Origin of the sequence: Nonomuraea sp. NPDC049646, assembly GCF_044465525.1 — a bacterium.
Taxonomy (GTDB): Bacteria; Actinomycetota; Actinomycetes; order Streptosporangiales; family Streptosporangiaceae; genus Nonomuraea.
On record NZ_JBITLU010000001.1, the window covers coordinates 627,043 to 647,961 of the forward strand.

Genomic DNA, 20,919 nt, shown 5'->3' on the forward strand with positions numbered 1-20,919 from the left:
CGTCCGCAGGGCAGAGTCCGGTTCGGCCGGCGCTTCTCCCATTGACGCCGGAACGGACGGTCGGATGTACTCCCCGAAACGGAGTCACCCCACCGGCAGGGCGATGTTAGCGCTAACAAAACCCCGGCCCACCCAAGGAGGCCTGACATGCCACAACCGGCGGCACGGGAAGCGACAGCGACCCGATCGGCCGGTTGTTAGCGCTAACAACGCGCCGAGCGACCAGGCAACGGCCCTTCGAAGGCCCTGACCTGCTGACCCCGTGACCGGCCCCGGCCGTTCACCGCCCCCCATCCCAAGGAGCTCCGCATGTCCTTGAGCCGCCGTCAGCTCTTCCAGGCCACGGGCGCGACCGCCGCGCTCTCCGTCGTCGGCCGGATGGCCGGCGCGTCCCCCGCCCTGGCCGCAGTCCCCTGGAGCAGGCCCGACATCGGCGTCTCGGCCTACGAGTTCGACCTCGGCCAGGTCCGGCTGACCTCCGGCCGCCTGCTGGACAACCAGAACCGCGCCCTCGCCTACCTGCGCTTCGTCGACGTCGACCGGCTGCTGTACGTCTTCCGCGCCAACCACCGCCTCTCCACCGGCGGCGCCGCGTCCAACGGCGGCTGGGACGCGCCCGGCTTCCCGTTCCGGTCGCACGCCCAGGGCCACTTCCTGACGGCGTGGGCGCAGGCGTACGCCGTGCTCGGCGACACCGCCTGCCGCGACAAGGCCCGGTACATGGTGGCGGAACTGGCCAGGTGCCAGGCGAACAACCCGGCCGCCGGGTTCACCGCCGGTTACCTGTCCGGTTTCCCGGAGTCGGACTTCACGGCCCTGGAGAACCGCACGCTGACCAACGGCAACGTGCCCTACTACTGCGTCCACAAGACCCTGGCCGGGCTGCTGGACGTCTGGCGGCTGATCGGCGACACCCAGGCCAGGACCGTGCTGCTGGCCCTGGCCGGCTGGGTGGACGCCCGGACGTCGCGGCTGTCCGCCGCCCAGTTGCAGGCCATGCTGGGCACCGAGTTCGGCGGCATGAACGCCGTGCTGACGGACCTGTACCAGGCGACCGGCGACCCCCGCTGGCTGGCCACGGCCCAGCGGTTCGACCACGCGGCCGTGTTCGACCCGCTGGCCGCCGGCCAGGACCGGCTCAACGGCCTGCACGCCAACACCCAGGTGCCCAAGTGGATCGGCGCGGCCCGCGAGTACAAGGCGACGGGCGTCACCCGCTACCGCGACATCGCCGTCAACGCCTGGGCCGTCACGGTCGGCGCGCACACGTACGTGAACGGCTCCAACAGCCAGGCCGAGCACTTCCGCGCGCCCGGGGCCATCGCCTCCTACCTGACCAGGGACACCGGCGAGGCGTGCAACACCTACAACATGCTCAAACTGACCCGGGAGCTGTGGCTGATGTCGCCCGACCGGGCCGACTACTTCGACTACTACGAGAACGCCCTGCTCAACCACCTGCTCGGCCAGCAGAACCCGGCGGACGCGCACGGGCACGTCACCTACTTCACCCCGCTCAACCCCGGTGGACGGCGCGGCGTCGGACCGGCCTGGGGCGGCGGCACCTGGAGCACGGACTACGGCACGTTCTGGTGCTGCCAGGGCACCGGGATCGAGACCAACACCAAGCTGATGGACTCGATCTACTTCCACGACGACACCACGCTGTTCGTGAACCTGTTCGTGCCCTCCGTCCTCGACTGGGGCGCGCGCGGCATCACGGTCACCCAGACCACCTCCTATCCGGTCAGCGACACCACGTCGCTGCAGGTCACCGGCAACGTGAGCGGATCGTGGACGATGCGCGTGCGGATCCCGGCCTGGACGCAGGGCGCGACGATCAGCGTCAACGGGGTCCGGCAGGACGTCGCGGCCGCGCCGGGCGGCTACGCCGTCCTCACCCGGTCGTGGTCGTCCGGCGACACCGTGACCGTGCGCCTGCCCATGCGGGTGGTCATGAAGGCCGCCCCGGACAACCCCGGCGTGCAGGCCGTCACCTACGGTCCGGTCGTGTTGTCCGGCGACTACGGCGACACCGCCCTGTCCTCGGCCCCGGCCCTGAACCCCTCCTCGATCACCCGGACCGGCGGCTCCTCCCTGGCCTTCACGGCCACGGCCGACGGCGCGCCGGTGCGGCTCGGCCCGTTCCACGACGCCGTCGGCCACAACTACGTCGTCTACTGGAACGTCCAGGGCGGGACCGGCGCGGCGAGCTTCCGGCTGGTCAACGCGGCCAGCGGGCTCGTCCTCGGCATCAAGGACATGTCGACCGCCGACGGCGGCCTGGCGCTGCAGTGGACCGACAGCGGCACCGCCGACCACGACTGGATCCCGGTCGTCGACGGCGGCGCCCTGCGGTTCCGCAACGCGCACAGCGGCAAGGTGCTCGGCGTCGAGAACATGTCGACCGCCGCCGGCGCCCGGGTGCTCCAGTGGGGCGACACCGGCACCGCCGACCACCGCTGGACGGTCACCGACGCCGGCGACGGCTCCGTCAAGATCCGCAACGTCAACAGTTCCAAGCTGCTCGGCGTCCTGAACGGCTCGACCGCGAACGGCGCCCAGGTCGTCCAGGACGCCGACGACGGCAGCCCGGACAACCAGTGGCGGTTCCTGCCGAACGGCGCGCGGCGCGTCCAGAACGTGGGCACCGGGATGGTGCTCGGGGTCACCGGCATGTCCACGGCCGACGGCGCGCTCGTCGTCCAGTGGGGCGACAACGGCACCGCCGACCACCTGTGGACCGCCGTCGCCGACACCGGCGGCTACCTGCGGCTGCGCAACTCCCACAGCCAGAAGGTGCTGGGCGTGGAGAACATGGGCACCGCCGCCGGCTCGCGGGTCGTGCAGTGGGCCGACAACGGCACCGCCGATCACCGCTGGCGGCTGCGGCACGGGGCGGGGGCGGCCTTCCGCATCCAGTGCGCGGGCGGCGGCCGGGTGCTCGGCGTCGCCGGCACGTCCCAGGGCGCGCAGGTCGTGCTCGCCGACGACGACGGCTCCGACGACAACCTCTGGAGGTTCCTGTGAGACGGGTGCTCGCGGCTGTCTCGGTCCTGCTTCTCGTGGGCGTGTTGCTCACCGCCCAGGAGGCGTCGGCCGCGACGGTCGACACCAACATCTGGTACGTCCTGGTCAACCGCAACAGCGGCAAGGCCCTGGACGTCTACAACCTGTCCACCGCCGACGGCGGCCGCATCACCCAATGGACCAGGAACAACCAGAACCAGCAACAATGGCAGTTCGTCGACTCCGGCGGCGGCTACTACCGCATCAAGTCCCGCCACTCCGGAAAAGTCCTGGACGTCTACAACTTCTCCACCGCCAACGGCGGCTCGATCGTCCAATGGACCGACCTCAACGGCGCCAACCAGCAATGGAAACTCACCGACAGCCCCGACGGCTACGTCAGGCTCGTCTCCCGCCACAGCAACAAGGCCCTGGAGGTCCAAGGAGCCTCCACCGCCGACGGCGCCAACATCGTCCAGTACGACGACTGGGGTGGCGCCAACCAGCAATGGCAGCTCGTCCCGGTCACCGGCAGCGGCGGCGGCGACTACGCCAACCCGGTCGTGTGGCAGGACTTCGCCGACGGCGACATCATCCGGGTGGGAGACGCCTACTACTACTCGGCCTCGACCATGCACTACTCGCCGGGCGCGCCGATCCTGCGGTCCTACAACCTGGTCGACTGGGAGTACGCCGGGCATTCCGTGCCGAGACTCGACTTCGGCTCCGGCGCCTACGACCTCAACGGCGGCCGGGCGTACGTGAAGGGCATCTGGGCCTCGGCCTTCAACTACCGGCCCGGCAACGGCACCTTCTACTGGCTCGGCTGCGTCGAGTTCAACCGCACCTACGTCTACACCGCCTCCGCCGTGGACGGCACGTGGACCAAGCGCTCGCAGATCAACAACTGCTACTACGACGCCGGCCTGCTGGTCGACTCCGACGACACCATGTACGTCGCCTACGGCAACAGCACCATCAGCGTGGCCCAGCTCTCGGCCGACGGTCTCAGCCAGGTGCGCGCGCAGCAGGTGTTCCAGACGCCCAGCAACGTCGGCACCCTGGAAGGCTCCCGCTTCTACAAGCGGAACGGCTACTACTACATCTGGCTGACCCGGCCCGCCAACGGCCAGTACGTGCTCCGCTCGACCTCGCCATGGGGCCCGTACGAGATGCGCCAGGTCCTGCTCGACCTGCCGGGCCCCGTCGCCGGCGGCGGCGTCCCGCACCAGGGCGGGCTCGTCCAGACCCGCGACGGCGACTGGTACTACATGGCGTTCGTCGACGCCTACCCCGGCGGGCGCGTCCCGGCCCTGGCGCCGATCAGCTGGACCGGCGACTGGCCGGTCGTGCGGACCGTCAACGGCGGCTGGGGCGTCAACTACCCCAAGCCGAACATCCAGACCAGCCGGACCGTGACGTCCATGATCGGCCCGGACACCTTCACCTCCGCCACGCTCGGCCCCCGCTGGGAGTGGAACCACAACCCCGACACCGGCCGCTTCTCCACCGGCAACGGCCTGCGCCTGCAGACCGCGACCGTCACCGGCGACCTGTACAACGCCCGCAACACGCTGACCCACCGCATCCAGGGCCCGTCCTCGACGGCGACGATAGAGCTCGACCCCTCGCAGATGGCCGACGGCGACCGCGCCGGGCTGGCGATGCTGCGCGACCAGTCGGCCTGGATCGGCGTCAAACGCGACAACGGCGTCAGCCGGGTCGTGATGACCAACGGCCTGACCATGAACGGCTCGTGGCAGACCACCGGCACCGGCGCCGAGGCGGCGAGCGCGAGCGTGCCGGGCGGCCGGATCTGGTTGCGGGTCAACGCCGACATCCGGCCCGGGTCCGGCCGTCAGGCCCGCTTCTCCTACAGCACCGACGGCAGCGCCTTCGTGCCGCTCGGCCCGGCCTTCACGCTGAACAACGCCTGGCAGTTCTTCATGGGTTACCGCTTCGGCATCTTCAACTACGCCACCAAGTCCCTCGGCGGCGCGGTCACCGTGCGCCGCTTCGACCTGACCACCCCCTGACACGGCATCGGAGCTCATGGTGAAGAGACACAGCCCCCTGACCGTCCTCGCGACGCTGGCCGTCCTGCTGGCGAGCCTGTTCGTCGCGAGCCCGCCCGCCGAGGCGGCCACCGTCGACACCAACGCCTGGTACGTCCTGGTCAACCGCAACAGCGGCAAGGCCCTGGACGTCTACAACCTGTCCACCGCCGACGGCGGCCGCATCACCCAATGGACCAGGAACAACCAGAACCAGCAACAATGGCAGTTCGTCGACTCCGGCGGCGGCTACTACCGCATCAAGTCCCGCCACTCCGGAAAAGTCCTGGACGTCTACAACTTCTCCACCGCCAACGGCGGCTCGATCGTCCAATGGACCGACCTCAACGGCGCCAACCAGCAATGGAAACTCACCGACAGCCCCGACGGCTACGTCAGGCTCATCTCCCGCCACAGCAACAAGGCCCTGGAGGTCCAAGGAGCCTCCACCGCCGACGGCGCCAACATCGTCCAGTACGACGACTGGGGCGGCGCCAACCAGCAATGGCAACTCGTACGGACGGACGGTGGCAACCCCGGCATGTGTGACCTCCCCTCGACCTACCGCTGGACCTCGACCGGCCCGCTGGCGACCCCGAAGGCGGGCTGGGTCTCGCTCAAGGACTTCACCGTCGCCCCCTACAACGGGCGGCACCTGGTCTACGCCACGACCCACGACACGGGGACCAAGTGGGGGTCGATGAGCTTCAGCCCGCTCGCCAGCTGGTCCGACATGGCCTCGGCGACCCAGAACACGATGTCCTTCTCCGCCGTCGCGCCCACGCTGTTCTTCTTCGCCCCCAAGAACGTCTGGGTGCTGGCCTACCAGTGGGGCGGGCCCGCCTTCTCGTACCGGACCTCCAGCGACCCCGCCAACCCCAACAGCTGGTCGGCGCCGCAGACGCTCTTCTCCGGAAGCATCTCGGGGTCCGGGACCGGGCCCATCGACCAGACGGTCATCGGCGACGGCACCAACATGTACCTGTTCTTCGCCGGGGACAACGGCAAGATCTACCGGGCGAGCATGCCCATCGGGAACTTCCCCGGCAGCTTCGGCACGGCCTCGACCGTGGTCATGAGCGACACGACGAACAACCTGTTCGAAGCCGTCCAGGTCTACAAGCTCCAGGGCCAGAGCCGGTACCTGATGCTCGTCGAGGCGATCGGCGCGCAGGGCCGCTACTTCCGTTCGTTCACCGCCACCAGCCTGAACGGTTCCTGGACGCCCCAGGCCGCGACCGAGGGCAACCCGTTCGCCGGCAAGGCCAACAGCGGCGCCACCTGGACGAACGACATCAGCCACGGTGAGCTGGTCCGCACCGGCGCCGACCAGACCATGACCGTCGACCCGTGCAACCTGCAACTGCTCTACCAGGGCCGCAGCCCCAGCTCGGGCGGCGACTACGGCCTGCTGCCCTACCGGCCGGGGGTGCTGACGCTGCAGCGCTGACGGCGCGGCGACCTCCTGGCGGTCACCTCGTGAAATGCCGCGGGCCCACCCCTCCGCCGAGGGGTGGGCCCGTGGCGGGTCCGATTCACCTGAGCCAGGCGTTGCGCCGGACGATCGGCAGGTTGCCCAGGCCGAGGGTGGCGCCCGCGCCGGCCATCGCCAGGCCGATCAGGACGATCGCGTAGATGATGTGCTCGTCCATGAACGGGTTGTTGGCCAGCGGGAGTTCCGCGGCCCACATCAGGGCCAGCATGAGCGTGCCGGCGACCGCGGCGATCCGGGTGCCGACGCCCAGCACCAGCGCCAGGCCGATCCCCGCCAGGCCGGCCATGAACAGCCAGTCCACCCAGACCTGTCCGGCCAGGTTCGAGAACAGGCCGCCCAGCGCGTTCTCGCCGGTGCCCTTCAGGAAGCCGGTCGTCGGGCTGCCGCCCGCGATCCACGCCTTGCCCGCAGGGGTCGCGAAGCCCCACCCGAACGTCTTGTCCAGGAACGCCCACAGGAAGATCCAGCCGATCGCGATCCGGGCGACGGCCCAGACGTAGTCGACCGGGGTGCGCGCCGCCTTCACGGGGGCGACGTCCATCACGGGCCGGTTGATGGTGGTGGCCATGGCGGGCCTCCCTTTCGGTGGGGGGTGTACGTCCTCGTCTCACCCCTATTCCACTGCGGGCGAGCGCTGCCGGTCAGTGTCGTACGCCCCCCGCTGGAAGGACCTTGGTCCTCAGCGCCGTCCGTCCGGGGCCCGCCCGGCCGGCCTCGGGCCTTCGGCTGCCGGAGGCGGGACTTTGGGCCCTATCCAGGCGGCCGTCGTTCTCGTAGCTTCGCGTCGGGGGCATCGTGCTTCCGCTGACGAACGCCGGCCACCGGCCGCCCGCCGAAGGTAAGGAGACGGACATGGGTTCTCAGGCGCGGCCGCGCACGGGCAGGCGGGCGGTGCTGAAGGTCTCCGGCGACCTGGACCTGGCCACGCAGGCGGGGTTCCGCGCCCGGATCGCCGCCGCCCTCGCCGAGCAGGGCACGCGTCTCGTCCTCGACCTCAGCGGGGTGACCTTCATGGACGCCCGCGGGCTGGCCGCGCTGGTGGCCGCGCGCGACCTGGCGGCCGCCCGCCACGGCAGCCTCCGGCTGACGGGGGTGACGCCGGCCGTCCTGCGGTTGCTGGAGGTGACCCGCCTCGACCGGACGTTCTCCCCGGTCTCCCTCGCGGACGTCCGCCCCGCCGCGTGAACGGCGGGCGTGCGGGGGCGGCATCCAGGCCGCCGAGCTGCCCGACGGCGTGCATGTACGGGCCGAGAGCGGTCTCGACCGCGCCGTGACGGTCCTGGAGTCCCTGGGCTGAGGCTCGCCCGGCGGAGCTGTTAGGGTGATCGCCGGGTGCGCCGGGAAGTCTGGTCGGCAATGTGTACGACGACGACCGGAGCCCCTTTCATGATCACTTCTGCGCGGCCCGCGTGACGGGCGCCCTGCTGACCGCGTTCGCGGGCCTGCTGCTGCTGGCGGTGCTGCTGTCCAGCCTGGCCCACCGCACCGTCCTGTCCACGGCGGCGCTGTTCCTGGTGGCCGGGTTCGTCCTCGGCGACGGCGTGCTCGGCGTCGTCTCGCTCAGGCCCGGCGACGACCTGGTGGCCACGCTGGCCGAGCTGGCCCTGTTCGCGGTGCTGTTCACCGACGGCATGCGCGTGGGCTGGACCGAGCTGCGCAGCGCGTGGCGGCTGCCCGGCCGCGCGCTCGGCTGGGGCCTGCCGCTCACCCTGGTCATCACCGCCGCCGGCGCGCACTACCTGCTCGGACTGGGCTGGGTCGAGTCACTGCTGATCGGCGCCATCCTGGCCCCCACCGACCCGGTGTTCGCCGCCGCCCTCGTCGGCAACGAGAAGGTGCCGCCCCGGCTGCGGCAACTGCTCAACGTCGAGTCCGGCGTCAACGACGGGCTCGCGCTGCCGTTCGTCATCCTGTTCCTGGCGATCGCCGCCGGCTCGGCCGACCTGCACCTCGGCGAGCTGGGGCTGGAGCTCGGCCTCGGCGTGCTCATCGGCGTGGCGATCCCGTGGACGGCGATCAAGCTGGAGCAGACCCGCTGGTTCGCCGCCTCCACCGCCTACGAACCGCTCAACGCCCTGGCCATCGGCCTGCTGGTGCTGGCCGTGGGCAAGGCCACGCACGGCAACCTGTTCCTGGCCGCGTTCTCCGCCGGGATCACGGTGGCGACCTTTGGGCAACGGCAGCGGGAATCGTTCGAGCACTTCGGCGAGCTCATCGCGGAGATCTTCAAGCTGGCCGCGCTGCTGGTGTTCGGGGCGCTCATCACGCCCTCGCTGCTGGGCTCGGTGGGCTGGCAGGGGTGGCTGTTCGCGATCCTGGCACTGGTGGTCGCGCGGCCGGCGGCGATCTGGCTGTCGTTCCTGCGGTCCGGGCTGACGGTGCGCGAGCAGGCGGCGGTGGCCTGGTTCGGCCCGAAGGGGTTCGCGTCCGTGGTGTACGGGCTGCTCGTGCTCGCCTCCGGGATCGCCGCCGCGCAGCAGGTGTTCCAGATCGTCGCCGTCACCATCGTGGCCTCGATCCTGCTCCACTCCTCCACCGACATCGTGGTGGCCCGCGGCTTCGACGACGAGCACGACGTCCCCGCCTGGTTCGGACGCCTCCGCAAACGCGACCGGACGCCCTGAGAGACGCCCTTCGGGAGATCGCCGCTACCGCAGGCCCGCGAGCAGCGCGTCGAGACCCGCCTTCACCGCCGGGGCCGTACGACCCCGGTGGACGACCAGGTTGGCCGTGAGCGCAGCAGGTCGAGCTGGGCGAAGGTGCGGCGGTCGCGACCTGCCCGCGCGGGCTCAGAGGGGGACGTGCCACCGCAGCCGGGTGCCGCCGCCCTGCGGGCTCTCCAGTTCGGAGGTGCCGCCGAGGCCGCTCGCGCGTTCCTCGATGTTGCGCAGGCCGCTGCGGCGGCCGGGCTCGTCCAGCCCGACGCCGTCGTCGGAGACCACGAGGGTGAGGCCCCCGGCGGCCACCTCGACGGACACCTCGGCGCGGCCGGCGCGGGAGTGGCGGACCACGTTCGACAGGGCCTCGCGCAACACCGCCAGCAGGTGCTCGGCCACGGCCTCGGGCACCAGCGTGTCGATCTGCCCTTCCATCCGCAGGCCGGGCATGAACCCCAGGTGCCCGCCCGCGCCCTCCACCAGCTCGACGATCCGGCCCCGCAGGCCGGGCGCCGCGCCCTCGACCGGCCCCTGGAGGGCGAAGATGGACGAGCGGATCTGCCGGATGGTCTCGTCCAGCTCGTCGATGGCGTGCTGGAGCCGTTTGCCCGCCTCCGGGCGTTCGACCAGCCGGACGGTGCTCATCAGCGTCATCGCGGTGGCGAACAGGCGCTGGATGACGACGTCGTGCAGGTCCTTGGCGATGCGGTCGCGGTCCTCCAGCAGGCCGAGCCGTTCGGCGTCGCGGCGGGCCTCGGCCAGTTCCAGGGCGAGGGCCGCCTGACCGGCGAACGCGTGCAGCATCTGCTGGTCCGCCCTGCTGAACGGCAGCCGTCCGCCGCGCTTGGCCAGCATGAGCACCCCGCGCACGTCCGGCGCCGCGCCCAGCGGGATCATGAGCCCGGGGCCGTAGCCCAGCCGGCGCAGCGGCGAGGCCGGGTAGGGGGCGCTGCGCAGGTCCGCGTCGGACATCGGCTCCCCCTGGGTGAAGACGTCGCCCGCGAGCGTGGCCGCGACCTCGAAGACGGTCCCCCGCAGCCCCTCGGCGCCCTCGCCCTCGGCGACCCGGGCGATCAGCGTCTCCTTCGCCGGGTCCGGCAGCAGCACCTGGACCAGGTCGGCGTCGGTCATCTGGCGGGCGCGGGCGGCCACCACGGTCAGCATCTGGTGCGGGTCCGCGCCGGACAGCAGGCTCGTGGTCACCTCCGAGGACGCCTGCAACCAGGTCTCGCGGCGGCGCGACTCCTCGTACAGGCGGGCGTTCTCCACGGCGACGCCGGCGGCGGTGGCCAGCGCGATCACGATGGCCTCGTCCTCCTCGTCGAAGTCGCCGCCGCCGCGTTTCTCGGTCAGGTAGAGGTTGCCGAACACCTCGTCGCGCACGCGTACCGGGACGCCGAGGAAGGTGCCCATCGGCGGGTGGCCGGGCGGGAAGCCGTAGGACTCCGGGTGGTCGGAGATGCGGCCCAGCCGGAGCGGGCGGGCGTCCTTGATCAGCAGGCCGAGCAGGCCGAGCCCGTGCGGCCAGTGCTCGATGCGGGCGATCTCCTCCTCGCTCAGCCCCACCGGGATGAACTGCAGCAGCGTCTGCTCCTCGCCGACCACGCCGAGCGCCCCGTAACTGGCGTCCACCAGCTTGGTGGCCGTCTCGACGATCCGGCGCAGCACCGTCTCCAGGTCGAGGTCGCTGCCCACCGAGACCACGGCCTCCAGCAGCGCGTGCACCCGGTCGCGGGTGGCCAGCACCGCGCTGAGCCGCACCTGCAGCTCGGCCAGCAGCTCATCGAGCCGCATCTGCGGCATCAAAGGACGGTGCGCGCCTTCCATGACGATCAGTCTGGCATCCCGACGGAACGACGCAAACCCCCGCCGAGTGGGCGGCTCCCCGCTCTATCGCAGCGGCGGAACGGTGACCAGGTCGTCGTGGTCGGCGCTCACCTCGCTGACGACGTCGACGACGCCCTCGACGCCGCGGACGGCCGCCACCGCCGCGATCGCCTGCGACCGGCGTGCCACCCGCCCGCCGAGCCGCACCACGCCCTGCTCGACCTCCACGGAGATCGCCCCGGACGCCGGGAGCACGGCTCGGACGTCGGCCTCCAGCTCCGCCCGCGGACGGGCGAAGACGCGCAGCACGTCGCGCCGGTGCAGGGTGCCGACGATGCGCCCGCTCGCCGGGTCGATCACCGGGAGCTGCTTGATGCGCCGGTCGTGCATGATCCTGGCCGCCTCGCGCACGGACGTGCCCGGCGTGACGCTGATCGCCGGGGTGGACATGAGCTGGGCCGCGGTGACGGCCGTCGCCCGGTGGTGCTCGTCGCGCCGGCGGTGGGGTTCGAACATCGACACGCTGTGCCGTACCGGGTCGATCTCCTTGAGCAGCAGGTCGTCCTCGGAGACCACGCCCACCGGGCGCCGGTCGGCGTCTATCACGGTGACCGCGCCCACCGCGTACCGCTTCATCGCGTTGAGGACGTCGGCGAACGACGCGTCCGCCAGCACGGCGATGGCCACCCGGCCCATGACGTCCTTGACCTCGATCGACATGGTGTACCTCCTTGCCCCTGTCTCCATCCTGCTCCTTGCGGGGCCGGTCCACGCAGGAGCGAACGTCCCCGGGCGGTGGGGCCGAAGGCACTCACCTGACGGGGCTTTCGTCCCTGTGCCGTGACGACGGCGGAACGCCCACCCCGGGTGCGGGGCGGGCGTCTGCTGCCGGGCACTACCTGAGCCAGGCGTTGCGGCGGACGATCGGCAGGTTGCCCAGGCCGAGGGTGGCGCCCGCGCCGGCCATCGCCAGGCCGATCAGGACGATGGCGTAGATGATGTGCTCGTCCATGAAGGGGTTGTTGGCCAGCGGGAGTTCGGCGGCCCACATCAGGGTCAGCATGAGCGTGCCGGCGACCGCGGCGATCCGGGTGCCGACGCCCAGGACCAGCGCCAGGCCGATCCCCGCCAGACCGGCCATGAACAGCCAGTCCACCCACGCCTGTCCGGCCAGGTTCGAGAACAGGCCGCCCAGCGCGTTCTCGCCGGTGCCCTTGAGGAAGCCGGTCGTCGGGCTGCCGCCCGCGATCCACGCCTTGCCCGCAGGGGTCGCGAAGCCCCACCCGAACGTCTTGTCCAGGAACGCCCACAGGAAGATCCAGCCGATCGCGATCCGGGCGACGGCCCAGACGTACTCGACCGGACGGCGTCCGGCGGCGGTGATGCCCGTGCAGGTGACGGGCCGGTCGATCGTGGCGGCCATGACGATCCCCTTTCAGCGATGGTTCGTCGTTCTCTTCCGCGCCTCCATCGCACAGTTTTCCGCGCTCCGCCGGCAGTGCCCTACGACCGTCGCTCGAAGGACCTTGGTCCTCGCCGCCATGCCGGGAGGAGGAGCCACACCGCGCCCCCGTTGATGACGTAAATATGGCCATTTGTCAACGCTGAAGTGACCGGCCGTAATGGCACCTTTCTCCCGAATTTACGGGCGGAGAAACGGGTGGATCTTGTGTCTTGACCTGGGTGATGGCGCGTGTAAGGCTTCGAGCCAAATGATCTAGCGCCCGCGATCTGCCACGAAAGGCTGGGGCTTAATGGCGCATTTATCCTCTCTTCGTACCGTCAAGAACTCTCTCCTCCAACTGGAGGTCGAGGACGCCGAGGCCGCCTCGCTGGCCGCCTGGACGGGCCACGTCCGCTACACCCCGAAATACGGGTCGCGGAAGACCACCGCGGAAACCTGGGGACTCGAACTGGCCCCCCTCTCCTCCCTGACGGCAGGCGTCAACTCGGTCCGCGGACGCGAACGAGAGCGCTTCTCCCTGGCGGGCGGCGAGGTCGTCGTCTACGACTGCGAGGACCCGTCCGACGCCCGATGGGCCGCCTGGCTCGGCCCCTGGCACATGGCGCACGGGCTCTTCTACTCCCCCGAGTGGGAGTCGTCCGACATCGTCGACATGTTCAGCCGCGTGACGTGGCAGGACACGCCCGATGGCATGGTGGCCGACGGCGGCAAGCGGTTCGACGTCTCCATGGAGCTCTACGCGATCTCGATCGCGGGCGTCGGCACCATGACGGTCGAGTCGAAGCAGGCGGGCATCAACCGCATTCCCAAGTGGCGGGGCTACGGAGCGCCCTCCGGCGAGCTGTGGCGGCTGCCCGCGCCCCCGTCCGACTCGGTGGCGCCCTTCCTCCTGGTGACCGACACCGCCATCGTCACCCTGCATCCCTGGAACGCCCCGAGCTACAACAAGACGGGCGTGGCGGCCCGCTCGGCCGCGGGCAGCCCGGAGACCGCCGCCGACTTCCTGAACAAGGTCAAGCGCGTCGAGTGGCGGGCCTGAGGTGGAACCGCTGACCGCGGTGGTCATCATCCTGGCCGTCCTGGTCGCCCTGCTGTTCGCGGCGGGCGCCGGACTCTACCGGCGGGTACGCGAACTGGAACTGGCCACCTACAACGGGGTCGGCGTGCGCTTCGCCGCGGCCGGGGCCGAGGCCCAGGCGAACGGGCTGGGCGTGCCCGGCGCCACGACCATGGTCATCAAGGTCAACCGTCGCTGCTCCATCTGCGACGACGTCCTGCTCGCCGCCGCCGGGATGGCGGCCGGCCTGCCCTCGGACCTGTCGTTCACCGTGCTGTCGGACGACCCCGGGTTCGACAAGTCCCTGCCCGGCTCCATCCGGGTGATCAAGGACCCGGCGATCTGGCGCGCGGCGAGCGTGCCCTACAGCCCGGCCCTGCTCGTCGTGGACGAGAACGGCGTCGTGGTGTTCACGGCTCCCGTCGGGTCGGGAGAGGCGCTCACGGAGATCGTCGAGCGAGCGGTTGCCAACAGAAAGGGAGTGAAGCTGTGAAGGCCGAGAAGCGGACCTCGATACTCGACCAGATACCCAGCGCCGAGGAGATGCCCGAGCAGGCGCTGCCGACGCGGGTGGGCGCCACGCGCGAGGGCTGGAGCAGGCGCCGCGTGCTCGGCATCGCCACCGGCGCCGCCGTGGCGACCGGGCTCGGCGTCCTCGACCTGCTGCCCTGGTCGAAGCCGCGCGGCGCGACGGCCGCCGCCTACACCGCGTGGGAGACCTGCCACGGCTTCGCCGACGCCGGTTCCGTCTGCGTGCCCTCCTCCGCGCTCTACTCGGGCAACTGCTCCGGCTCCTGGCACCGCAACGACGGCGCGTCCGGCACCTGCTACAACCTCCGCTACACCCACAACCCCTCCAGCTGCGACGGCAACAACGCCTGGAAGTGGTACGGCGGCGGCACCACCAGCACCCGCCGCATGTGCTCCGACGGCTGGTACGAGTACCACGACTGCGGCGGCGGCAACGTCTCCCGCTTCTCCATCTGCCGTACGGCGATCTGACCCGGGTCCATGAGCGACTCCGCCACCAGAAAATCCGTCCGCCTGCTGGTGCCCGGACTGGCACTGATCGTGGCGGCGGAGGCCCTGGTGCTGTACCTGAGGGTTGCGGGCGCGGACACGAAGGGCTTCACCTGGCTGGTGGCCGCCCTCGTCGCCGGCTTCTCCCTCTCGGGCTCCGTTTGAAGCCTGAACAGCGCCTGGGTGCTGTCCTCGTCGGTCCGGCGGGGTGCTGATGTCGCCGGCTTCATCGCCGGATTGTTCGTGGGAGCGGGCGCCGTCACGTTCGTGCTGGTGGTCGTCGGCTCCGTGCTGCGGGCTCCGTTCCCCGCAGTGGTTCTGCAGATCATGGTCGCCGCGGCTGCGGTGATCTTCCTGCTGCGCGAGCTGGACGTGCTGTCCTTCCCGTTGCTCCAGAACGCGCGGCTCGTGCCGCAGTTCGTCACCAGGATTCCCTTCTGGGGCGCCGTGCAGTTCGGCGCCGAGATGGGCACGGGGATGCGCACGTACTCGCCGACAGGGCTGCCGCACATCATGGCGGTGGCGATCCTGTTCCTGGCGTCCTGGCAGGAGGCGCTCCTGGCGGGCGCCGGCTTCGCGGCGGCGCGGGCGATGATGCTCCTGACCTTCGCCCTCGCGCGGGACCGGATGGAGGCGGACACGGCGTTCTACTTCACGTTGCCGAAGATGAAGGTCCTGTTCGTCGTGCTCGCGGTGCCCGTGGTGGCGATGCTGGTGATCGGATGATCGCCCTCGTCGCCCGCTACGGGCTGGGCCTCGTCCTGGTGCTGGCGGCGTTCGGGAAGGCGCGCAACCTCGGCGCCTTCCGGAGCGGCCTGGCGGCCTTCGGGCTCCATGGACGGGTGGCCCGGGCGGGCGCCTTCACGGTGGTGACCGTGGAGGCGCTCGTCGCCCTCGCCGCCTTCTCTCCCGTCGCCGGCGACGTGCTCGTGGGCGTGGCCGGGACGGGTCTGGGCCTGTCGTTCACGGTGGCGCAGACGTATCTTCTGGTCATGGGCGAGCAGGCGGCTCCCTGCCTGTGCTTCGGCACCGCCGAGCGGGCGTCGGTCCGCACGTTCGGCCGGGCGGCGCTGGTCCTGCTGATGGGGCTGGCGCTGTGGGGCGCCGCGGTCTGAGAACCGGCCCGGCCTTCCGCACCCTGCGCGCCCGCGGGGTGCTGGCCGCCGGATCGGCCGTCGTCATGATGGCCGTCGGCGGCCTCGCCGTCCTCCAGGCGCGTCCGCCCGCCGGTCCGGACGCTTCCGTGACGGTGGCCGCGCCGCCCCGCACCGTCCAGCCGCCCGCCCAGGCGCCGGCGCTGCCCGCCACCGGTCCCGCCGGGCGGGGCGTCCTGGTGTACACGGCCTGCCAGTCGCAGTGCCCCACCTTCCTGCTGCTCGCCGACGGCCGGCAGTTCCTGCTGGGCGCGCGGACCGTCAGCCCGCCCGGCAACATCACGCTCTCCCCCGACGGGCGCTGGCTCGGGCGACCCGTCAGGGGCGGGTACGAGGTCCGGGACCTGCTCGGGGTTGCGGTCCACCGGCTCGAACCGCCGTCCGGCGGCGGCGCGGACAGCGCGTACAGCCCATGGGCGTGGTCGGCGGACTCCCTGCGGCTGATCGTCGGCTACCACGCCAGCGGCGACGTGCGTTCCTACCGGACGCTGGAGCTCCCGAGCGGCCGCGCCCGCGAGCTCGACCTGCCGCCCGGACGGGAGCCGGTGGGCCTGCTGCCGTCGGGCGAGCCGCTCCTCCTCGACACCGGCCGGCACGACAGGCCGCCGCTCGACCGCGTCACGCTGGAGCACGCCGGCGCCGGTCGCCCCCTCGCCCTGACGTCCGGCGCGGGCGTCCTCAGCGACGCCGACCACGGGCTGTCCGTCCAGGTGAGCGGCGAGCGGATCTTCACCCTGGAGTACTCCGGCGACCGGATCACCGTCCTGGAGTTCGACGTCACGGGCCGGCGGGTGGCCCGGCTGCCGCTGGCGGCCGGGCGGTTCCCGGTCGGGCCGGTGGACGGGGGCTTCGCCGTCGTCCAGGTGCCCCAGGACCAGGTCCGCGGGAGGCAGGAGCTGGCGGTGCTCTCCCCGTCGGGCGACCGTCCGCTGTTCGACGTGCCCGGCCTCGCGGCCGTCGTCCTGCCGGGCGGGGCCCGGCACTAGGGGCTGTTTGAAGTTCGGATCTAGGTGAGGGGTGATGACGGGCTAGCCGTGGCTGGTAGAACTCGGATGTGGCGCGCTTCGATGTGACCGATGCCGAGTGGGCTTTGATCGAGCCGCATCTGCCGGTGGCGGCGACCGGGCCGCTGCCACGGCGGGTGCGCGACCAGTTCAACGGGATCTTGTGGCGGTTTCGCACCGGGTCCGGCTGGCGTGACGTGCCAGAACGTTACGGGCCTTGGTCCACCCTCTATTCCCGGTTCAACGGCTGGGCCAAAGCCGGAGTGTTCCAGGAGCTGATGGACGCGCTGATCGCCGAGGCCGCCTCGCGAGGACAGGTCGGGCTGGAACTGGTCAGTGTGGACTCCACGATCGTGCGGGCGCATCAGGACTCGGCCGGGCTGGCGGTCGCCGGAGAAACTCTGGATGCACTGGAGCAGGCGCTGACCGAGGAAAAGGGGGCTCCGCTCCCGGAGCAGCCGCCGGTACTGCGGGTGATGGCTCGCAGGCCACACCCGATGCCGACGCGTCGCCGACGGATGATCGCGTCGTCCTGCGGCGACGCCGTAAGGCGAGGGCGGAGGCGGCCGCGCTCGGCCGATCCCGAGGCGGGCTGAGCAGCAAGATCCATGCTGCGGTCGACAGCGCCGGATTACCGCTGGTCTTCGTGGTCACACCGGGGCAGGCCGCCGACTGCCCGCAATTCACCACCGTTCTGAACAAGGTTCGCGTGGCCGGGCCGGTGGGCCGGCCACGGACCCGCCCTGGTGCGGTGGCTGCGGACAAGGCCTACTCCTCCAAGGCCAACCGGGCCTATCTGCGTCGCCGTGGGATCAGCGCGGTCATCCCGGAGAAGAGTGACCAGCAGGCCAACCGGAGGAAGAGGGGGTCGGCCGGTGGGCGGCCCGTCACCTTCGTTCCGGAGCGTTACCGGCAGCGCAACACCGTCGAACGCTGCTTCCAGAAGGTCAAGACGTGGCGTGGCCTGGCGACCCGCTACGACAAAGCCTCGGAGAGCTTTGAGGCCGGCCTCTACCTCCGGGGCTCGATCATGTGGTTAAGACTCCTCACCTCAACCACATGATCTGAACTCTGAACAGGCCCTAGGCGGCCCGCGGGTTCCGCCCGGCGTCAGCGGGGCGGGAGCAGGGTCCGGCGGTCGTTGTCGACGCGCCGGGTGATCCCCCGGGCGTCGAGACACTCCAGCAGGGGAAGGGCGACGCGGCGGCTGGTGGCCAGGGCCACCCGGACGTCGCTGACGGTGAACGGCGCGGGCAGTCCCGCGAGCGTCTCCGCGGCCCTGTCCAGGGCGTCGGGCATGAGCACGACGTTCTTCCCGATCGACAGCACGGCGCCCGACCGGAGCACGGCCGCCAGCGCCCTGCCCGTGAGGCCGAGCTCCGCCAGGCGTTCGGCCGTCGGGGCGTCGAAGGGGCGTTCGGCCAGGTCGGCGGTGAGCTGCGCGACCGCCCTGGCGATCGCGGGCGGCAGCGACCCGCCGGCGGGCCGGATCCGCCCACCCTCGACCACCAGCGGCGGCCTGACGAGCGCCTCGGCGAGCCGCCGGTCGGGCAGCCCGAGCAGGTGGGCGGCGGCGTCCACGGTGATCCCCGGATCGAGCGCGGGCCGCCGCGCGACGTGCTCGGCGAGCCGGCGGGCCAGCGACGACCAGTGCCCGGGGTCGGCGTGCCAGTCGCCGGCCACCGGCGACCCGGCGGGCGGGCAGCCCATCGCCCGCAGGTCGCCTCCCGTCAGCAGCCCGTGCCAGCGCAGCAGCGCCGCGGCGTCGGGCAGCGGCGCCTCGCCGAGCGCGGCAGCCCTGGCGGCCGCGGCCCCCCGGCGCCGCAGCGCGGGGGGCCGGACGTCCAGCACCTGGACGCCGGCGACGATCTCCTGCCTGCCGGGGTCGCGCAGCAGGCCCCGGTCGCCGACCCTGAGCGGCAGCGGACGGCCGAGGGTGAGCCGGGCGGTGTCGGGCCCCAGGAAGCGGACCCGGACGGGAACGGCGGCCGAGCCGAGATGCAGGTGCGCCTCCTGCCTGCGGCGCTCCACGGCGGGGTTCAGCCGCACGTCCACGACCTGGGCCGGCAGCCACGCCCCCGGCGTCAGCAGCGCCGCGCCCCGGGACAGCTCGGCACGGTCGACGCCACGCAGGTTGACGGCGACGCGGGCGGTCGCCGGGACGCGCTCCGCCTGCTCGCCGAGCGTCTGGAGGCCGCGGATCCTGACCCGCCGCCCGCCGGTCTCCAGCTCGTCGCCGACGCGGAGGGTGCCCCTGGTCAGGGTTCCGGTGACGACGGTCCCGGCCCCGGTGACGGTGAACACCCGGTCGATCCACAGCCGGACGGCGTCCTCGGTGTCCGGCGCGGGAAGCGCGGCGGCGAGCCGGGCCAGGGCCTGCTCCAGCTCGCCGAGCCCCTGCCCGGTGCGTCCGCTGACGGCCACGCCGTCGATCCCCGCCAGGCCGGTCCTGTCCAGGTGCTCGCGGACCTGCCTCAGGGCGGGCCCGGGGTCGGCGAGATCGGCCCGGGTGACGACCGCGAGGCCGTGCCGTACGCCCAGGGCGTCGAGCGCCGCCAGATGCTCGGCCGACTGGGCCTGCCAGCCCTGGTCGGCGGCCACCACCAGCATCACCGCGGGACACGGCCCGACCCCGGCCAGCATGTTGGTGACGAACCGCTCGTGCCCCGGGACGTCGACGAACGCGATGCGCTCCCCGGAGCCGAGCGTGGTCCAGGCGAAGCCGAGGTCGATGGTCATGCCGCGGCGGCGTTCCTCGGCCCACCGGTCGGGCTCCATGCCGGTCAGCGCCCGGACCAGCGTCGACTTGCCGTGATCGACGTGCCCGGCCGTCGCGATCACGTGCACGCGGGCTCCGCGGCGGGTCGATCCGTGCGCAAACCATCCCCCGATTCGCCGATCAGCGGAGGCGGACGGGAATCGAACCCGCCGCGCCGAGATGCTCGGCGCCACTGGTTTTGAAGACCAGGAGGATCACCAGACTCCCAAACGCCTCCGGAAGAGATCATAAACCTGCGGAAGGCGTCGAACTCCCGCGTAGAACGCGAACCCGGCCCCGTTCAGGACCGGATGACGACGGTGTGCCCGGTGTGCTCGATCAGCTCGCCGACCACCGGGGCGCCGGGGATCTCCCCGGCGACCAGCAGCCCGCCCGAGGTCTGCGCGTCGGCGAGCAGCAGCAGGGTCTCCTCCGGGACGTCGCCGGGGTCGAGATGCGGGGCCACCCAGTCGAGGTTGCGCCGGGAGCCGCCGGGGACGAACCCCTCCTTCACCGCCTGCGCCGCGCCGTCCAGCATCGGGACGGCCGAGGCGTGCAGCACGGCGGTGACCCCGGAGGCGCGGGCCAGCTTGTGGAGGTGGCCCAGCAGGCCGAAGCCGGTGACGTCGGTGGCGCAGCGGATCCCGGCGGCCACGGCCCGGCGCGAGGCGTCCGCGTTCAGCCGGGTCATGGTCTCCACGGCGTGCGGGAACACCTCGCCGGTGCTCTTGTGCCGGTTGTTGAGCACGCCCAGGCCGAGCGGCTTGGTCAGGGACAGCGGCAGGCCGGGCCGCCCGGCGTCGTTGCGCAGCAGCCGGTCGGGGTCGGCGACGCCGGTGACGGCCAGGCCGTACTTGGGTTCGGCGTCCACGACGCTGTGCCCGCCGGCCAGGTGGCAGCCCGCCTGGGCGGCCACCTCCGCGCCGCCCCGCAGCACCTCGGCGGCCAGGTCGTAGGGCAGGAGGTCGGGCGGCCAGCACAGGAGGTTGAGCGCGACCACGGGACGCCCGCCCATGGCGTAGACGTCGGAGAGGGCGTTCGCCGCGGCGATGCGGCCCCAGTCGTAGGGGTCGTCGACCACCGGGGTGAAGAAGTCGGCCGTGCTGATGAGCACGGACCCGTCCTGGGTGCGGACCACGGCGGCGTCGTCGCCGGATTCCAGCCCCACCACGAGCTCCGCCTCGGGCTCTCGCGGGACCGGCATTCGCGCGTTGCCGAGCAGCGACTCCAGGTCCGCCGCGGGGATCTTGCAGGCGCAGCCGCCGCCCTGGGCGTACTGCGTGAGCCTCTTCATGATCACACCTTAGGACGATCAAGGCCGTCATGATCGGTTTTCTGGCGGTTGATCATATGATGCCTGATCGGCCCCGGTACGAGACCTGGAGACATCGTGCTTCCCACGCCGAATCGGACGTCCCT

The 20,919-nt window shown here is 71.8% G+C and carries 18 protein-coding genes, 1 tRNA gene and 1 pseudogene; 13 read left to right on the top strand and 7 right to left on the bottom strand.

All coding sequences use genetic code 11. From position 1 onward, the window contains the following. Positions 1–309 precede the first annotated feature (309 nt). From ACIBQ8_RS02945 to ACIBQ8_RS02955, 3 genes are read left to right on the top strand one after another with little or no spacing between them, the layout of a single operon-like run. Complete coding sequence (locus tag ACIBQ8_RS02945; protein WP_397190858.1) at positions 310–3,030, top strand: beta-L-arabinofuranosidase domain-containing protein; 2,721 nt, start codon at positions 310–312, stop codon at positions 3,028–3,030. Continuing rightward, complete coding sequence (locus ACIBQ8_RS02950; protein ID WP_397190859.1) at positions 3,027–5,045, top strand: RICIN domain-containing protein; 2,019 nt, start codon at positions 3,027–3,029, stop codon at positions 5,043–5,045. The genes ACIBQ8_RS02945 and ACIBQ8_RS02950 overlap by 4 nt, the downstream gene beginning before the upstream one ends. Positions 5,046–5,061: 16 nt before the next feature. After that, positions 5,062–6,513, top strand: a complete 1,452-nt coding sequence (locus ACIBQ8_RS02955; protein WP_397168565.1) for a non-reducing end alpha-L-arabinofuranosidase family hydrolase — start codon at positions 5,062–5,064, stop codon at positions 6,511–6,513. A gap of 85 nt (positions 6,514–6,598) precedes the next feature. Here the strand turns inward: ACIBQ8_RS02955 and ACIBQ8_RS02960 are convergent, their stop codons facing one another. Beyond that, positions 6,599–7,126, bottom strand: coding sequence for a hypothetical protein (locus ACIBQ8_RS02960; RefSeq protein ID WP_397190860.1), 528 nt, complete (start codon positions 7,124–7,126; stop codon positions 6,599–6,601). Positions 7,127–7,410: 284 nt separating this feature from the next. Here ACIBQ8_RS02960 and ACIBQ8_RS02965 point away from each other — a divergent pair, with 284 nt between their 5' ends. Both ACIBQ8_RS02965 and ACIBQ8_RS02970 read left to right on the top strand, forming a co-directional pair. Further along, positions 7,411–7,743, top strand: a complete 333-nt coding sequence (locus ACIBQ8_RS02965; protein WP_397168568.1) for an STAS domain-containing protein — start codon at positions 7,411–7,413, stop codon at positions 7,741–7,743. A gap of 173 nt (positions 7,744–7,916) precedes the next feature. Continuing rightward, a complete protein-coding gene (locus ACIBQ8_RS02970) occupies positions 7,917–9,182 on the top strand; it encodes a cation:proton antiporter (RefSeq protein WP_397190861.1) in 1,266 nt (421 codons plus the stop codon). Between the two features lie 165 nt (positions 9,183–9,347). On the opposite strand, the gene ACIBQ8_RS02975 is transcribed toward ACIBQ8_RS02970, so the two are convergent. The 3 genes from ACIBQ8_RS02975 to ACIBQ8_RS02985 all read right to left on the bottom strand — a co-directional run bounded on the left by ACIBQ8_RS02975 (position 9,348) and on the right by ACIBQ8_RS02985 (position 12,465). Beyond that, the gene (locus ACIBQ8_RS02975; RefSeq protein WP_397190862.1) at positions 9,348–11,018 is read right to left on the bottom strand and encodes a GAF domain-containing protein; all 1,671 of its coding nucleotides are present in this window, start codon (positions 11,016–11,018) and stop codon (positions 9,348–9,350) included. Positions 11,019–11,105: 87 nt separating this feature from the next. Beyond that, entirely contained in the window at positions 11,106–11,762 is a 657-nt protein-coding gene (locus tag ACIBQ8_RS02980; protein WP_397190863.1) for a CBS domain-containing protein, read from the bottom strand. A gap of 175 nt (positions 11,763–11,937) precedes the next feature. Beyond that, positions 11,938–12,465 (bottom strand): hypothetical protein, encoded by a 528-nt coding sequence (locus ACIBQ8_RS02985; RefSeq protein ID WP_397168575.1) that lies wholly within the window; start codon positions 12,463–12,465, stop codon positions 11,938–11,940. Between the two features lie 331 nt (positions 12,466–12,796). On the opposite strand from ACIBQ8_RS02985, the gene ACIBQ8_RS02990 reads away from it, so the two are divergent. The 8 genes and pseudogenes from ACIBQ8_RS02990 (at position 12,797) to ACIBQ8_RS03025 (ending at position 17,805) form a co-directional block, all read left to right on the top strand. Beyond that, the gene (locus tag ACIBQ8_RS02990; RefSeq protein ID WP_397190864.1) at positions 12,797–13,546 is read left to right on the top strand and encodes a hypothetical protein; all 750 of its coding nucleotides are present in this window, start codon (positions 12,797–12,799) and stop codon (positions 13,544–13,546) included. A gap of 1 nt (position 13,547) precedes the next feature. Beyond that, a complete protein-coding gene (locus ACIBQ8_RS02995) occupies positions 13,548–14,057 on the top strand; it encodes a hypothetical protein (RefSeq protein ID WP_397168577.1) in 510 nt (169 codons plus the stop codon). After that, positions 14,054–14,566: a hypothetical protein gene (locus ACIBQ8_RS03000; RefSeq protein ID WP_352328891.1), complete on the top strand. Its 513-nt coding sequence runs from the start codon at positions 14,054–14,056 to the stop codon at positions 14,564–14,566. Before ACIBQ8_RS02995 ends, ACIBQ8_RS03000 begins: the two co-directional genes overlap by 4 nt. Positions 14,567–14,575: 9 nt before the next feature. Beyond that, entirely contained in the window at positions 14,576–14,749 is a 174-nt protein-coding gene (locus ACIBQ8_RS03005; protein ID WP_397190865.1) for a hypothetical protein, read from the top strand. Positions 14,750–14,767: 18 nt separating this feature from the next. Then, positions 14,768–15,310 carry a hypothetical protein gene (locus tag ACIBQ8_RS03010; RefSeq protein WP_397168580.1) on the top strand — a complete coding sequence of 181 codons (543 nt, stop codon included), beginning with the start codon at positions 14,768–14,770 and terminating at the stop codon, positions 15,308–15,310. Then, the gene (locus ACIBQ8_RS03015) at positions 15,307–15,699 is read left to right on the top strand and encodes a MauE/DoxX family redox-associated membrane protein (RefSeq protein WP_397168582.1); all 393 of its coding nucleotides are present in this window, start codon (positions 15,307–15,309) and stop codon (positions 15,697–15,699) included. The genes ACIBQ8_RS03010 and ACIBQ8_RS03015 overlap by 4 nt, the downstream gene beginning before the upstream one ends. Further along, positions 15,681–16,724, top strand: a complete 1,044-nt coding sequence (locus ACIBQ8_RS03020; RefSeq protein WP_397190866.1) for a hypothetical protein — start codon at positions 15,681–15,683, stop codon at positions 16,722–16,724. The genes ACIBQ8_RS03015 and ACIBQ8_RS03020 overlap by 19 nt, the downstream gene beginning before the upstream one ends. Positions 16,725–16,792: 68 nt before the next feature. Continuing rightward, a pseudogene (locus ACIBQ8_RS03025) lies at positions 16,793–17,805 on the top strand (IS5 family transposase). Between the two features lie 47 nt (positions 17,806–17,852). Here ACIBQ8_RS03025 and selB read toward each other — a convergent pair. The 3 genes from selB to selD form a co-directional block, all read right to left on the bottom strand. Next, positions 17,853–19,589 carry a selenocysteine-specific translation elongation factor gene (gene selB / locus ACIBQ8_RS03030; RefSeq protein WP_397168585.1) on the bottom strand — a complete coding sequence of 579 codons (1,737 nt, stop codon included), beginning with the start codon at positions 19,587–19,589 and terminating at the stop codon, positions 17,853–17,855. Positions 19,590–19,644: 55 nt separating this feature from the next. Beyond that, positions 19,645–19,738 (bottom strand) — tRNA-Sec (locus tag ACIBQ8_RS03035). A 63-nt stretch (positions 19,739–19,801) separates the two neighbouring features. Beyond that, on the bottom strand, positions 19,802–20,794 hold the full coding sequence (gene selD / locus ACIBQ8_RS03040) for a selenide, water dikinase SelD (RefSeq protein ID WP_397190867.1): 993 nt from the start codon (positions 20,792–20,794) through the stop codon (positions 19,802–19,804). Positions 20,795–20,919: the final 125 nt, after the last annotated feature.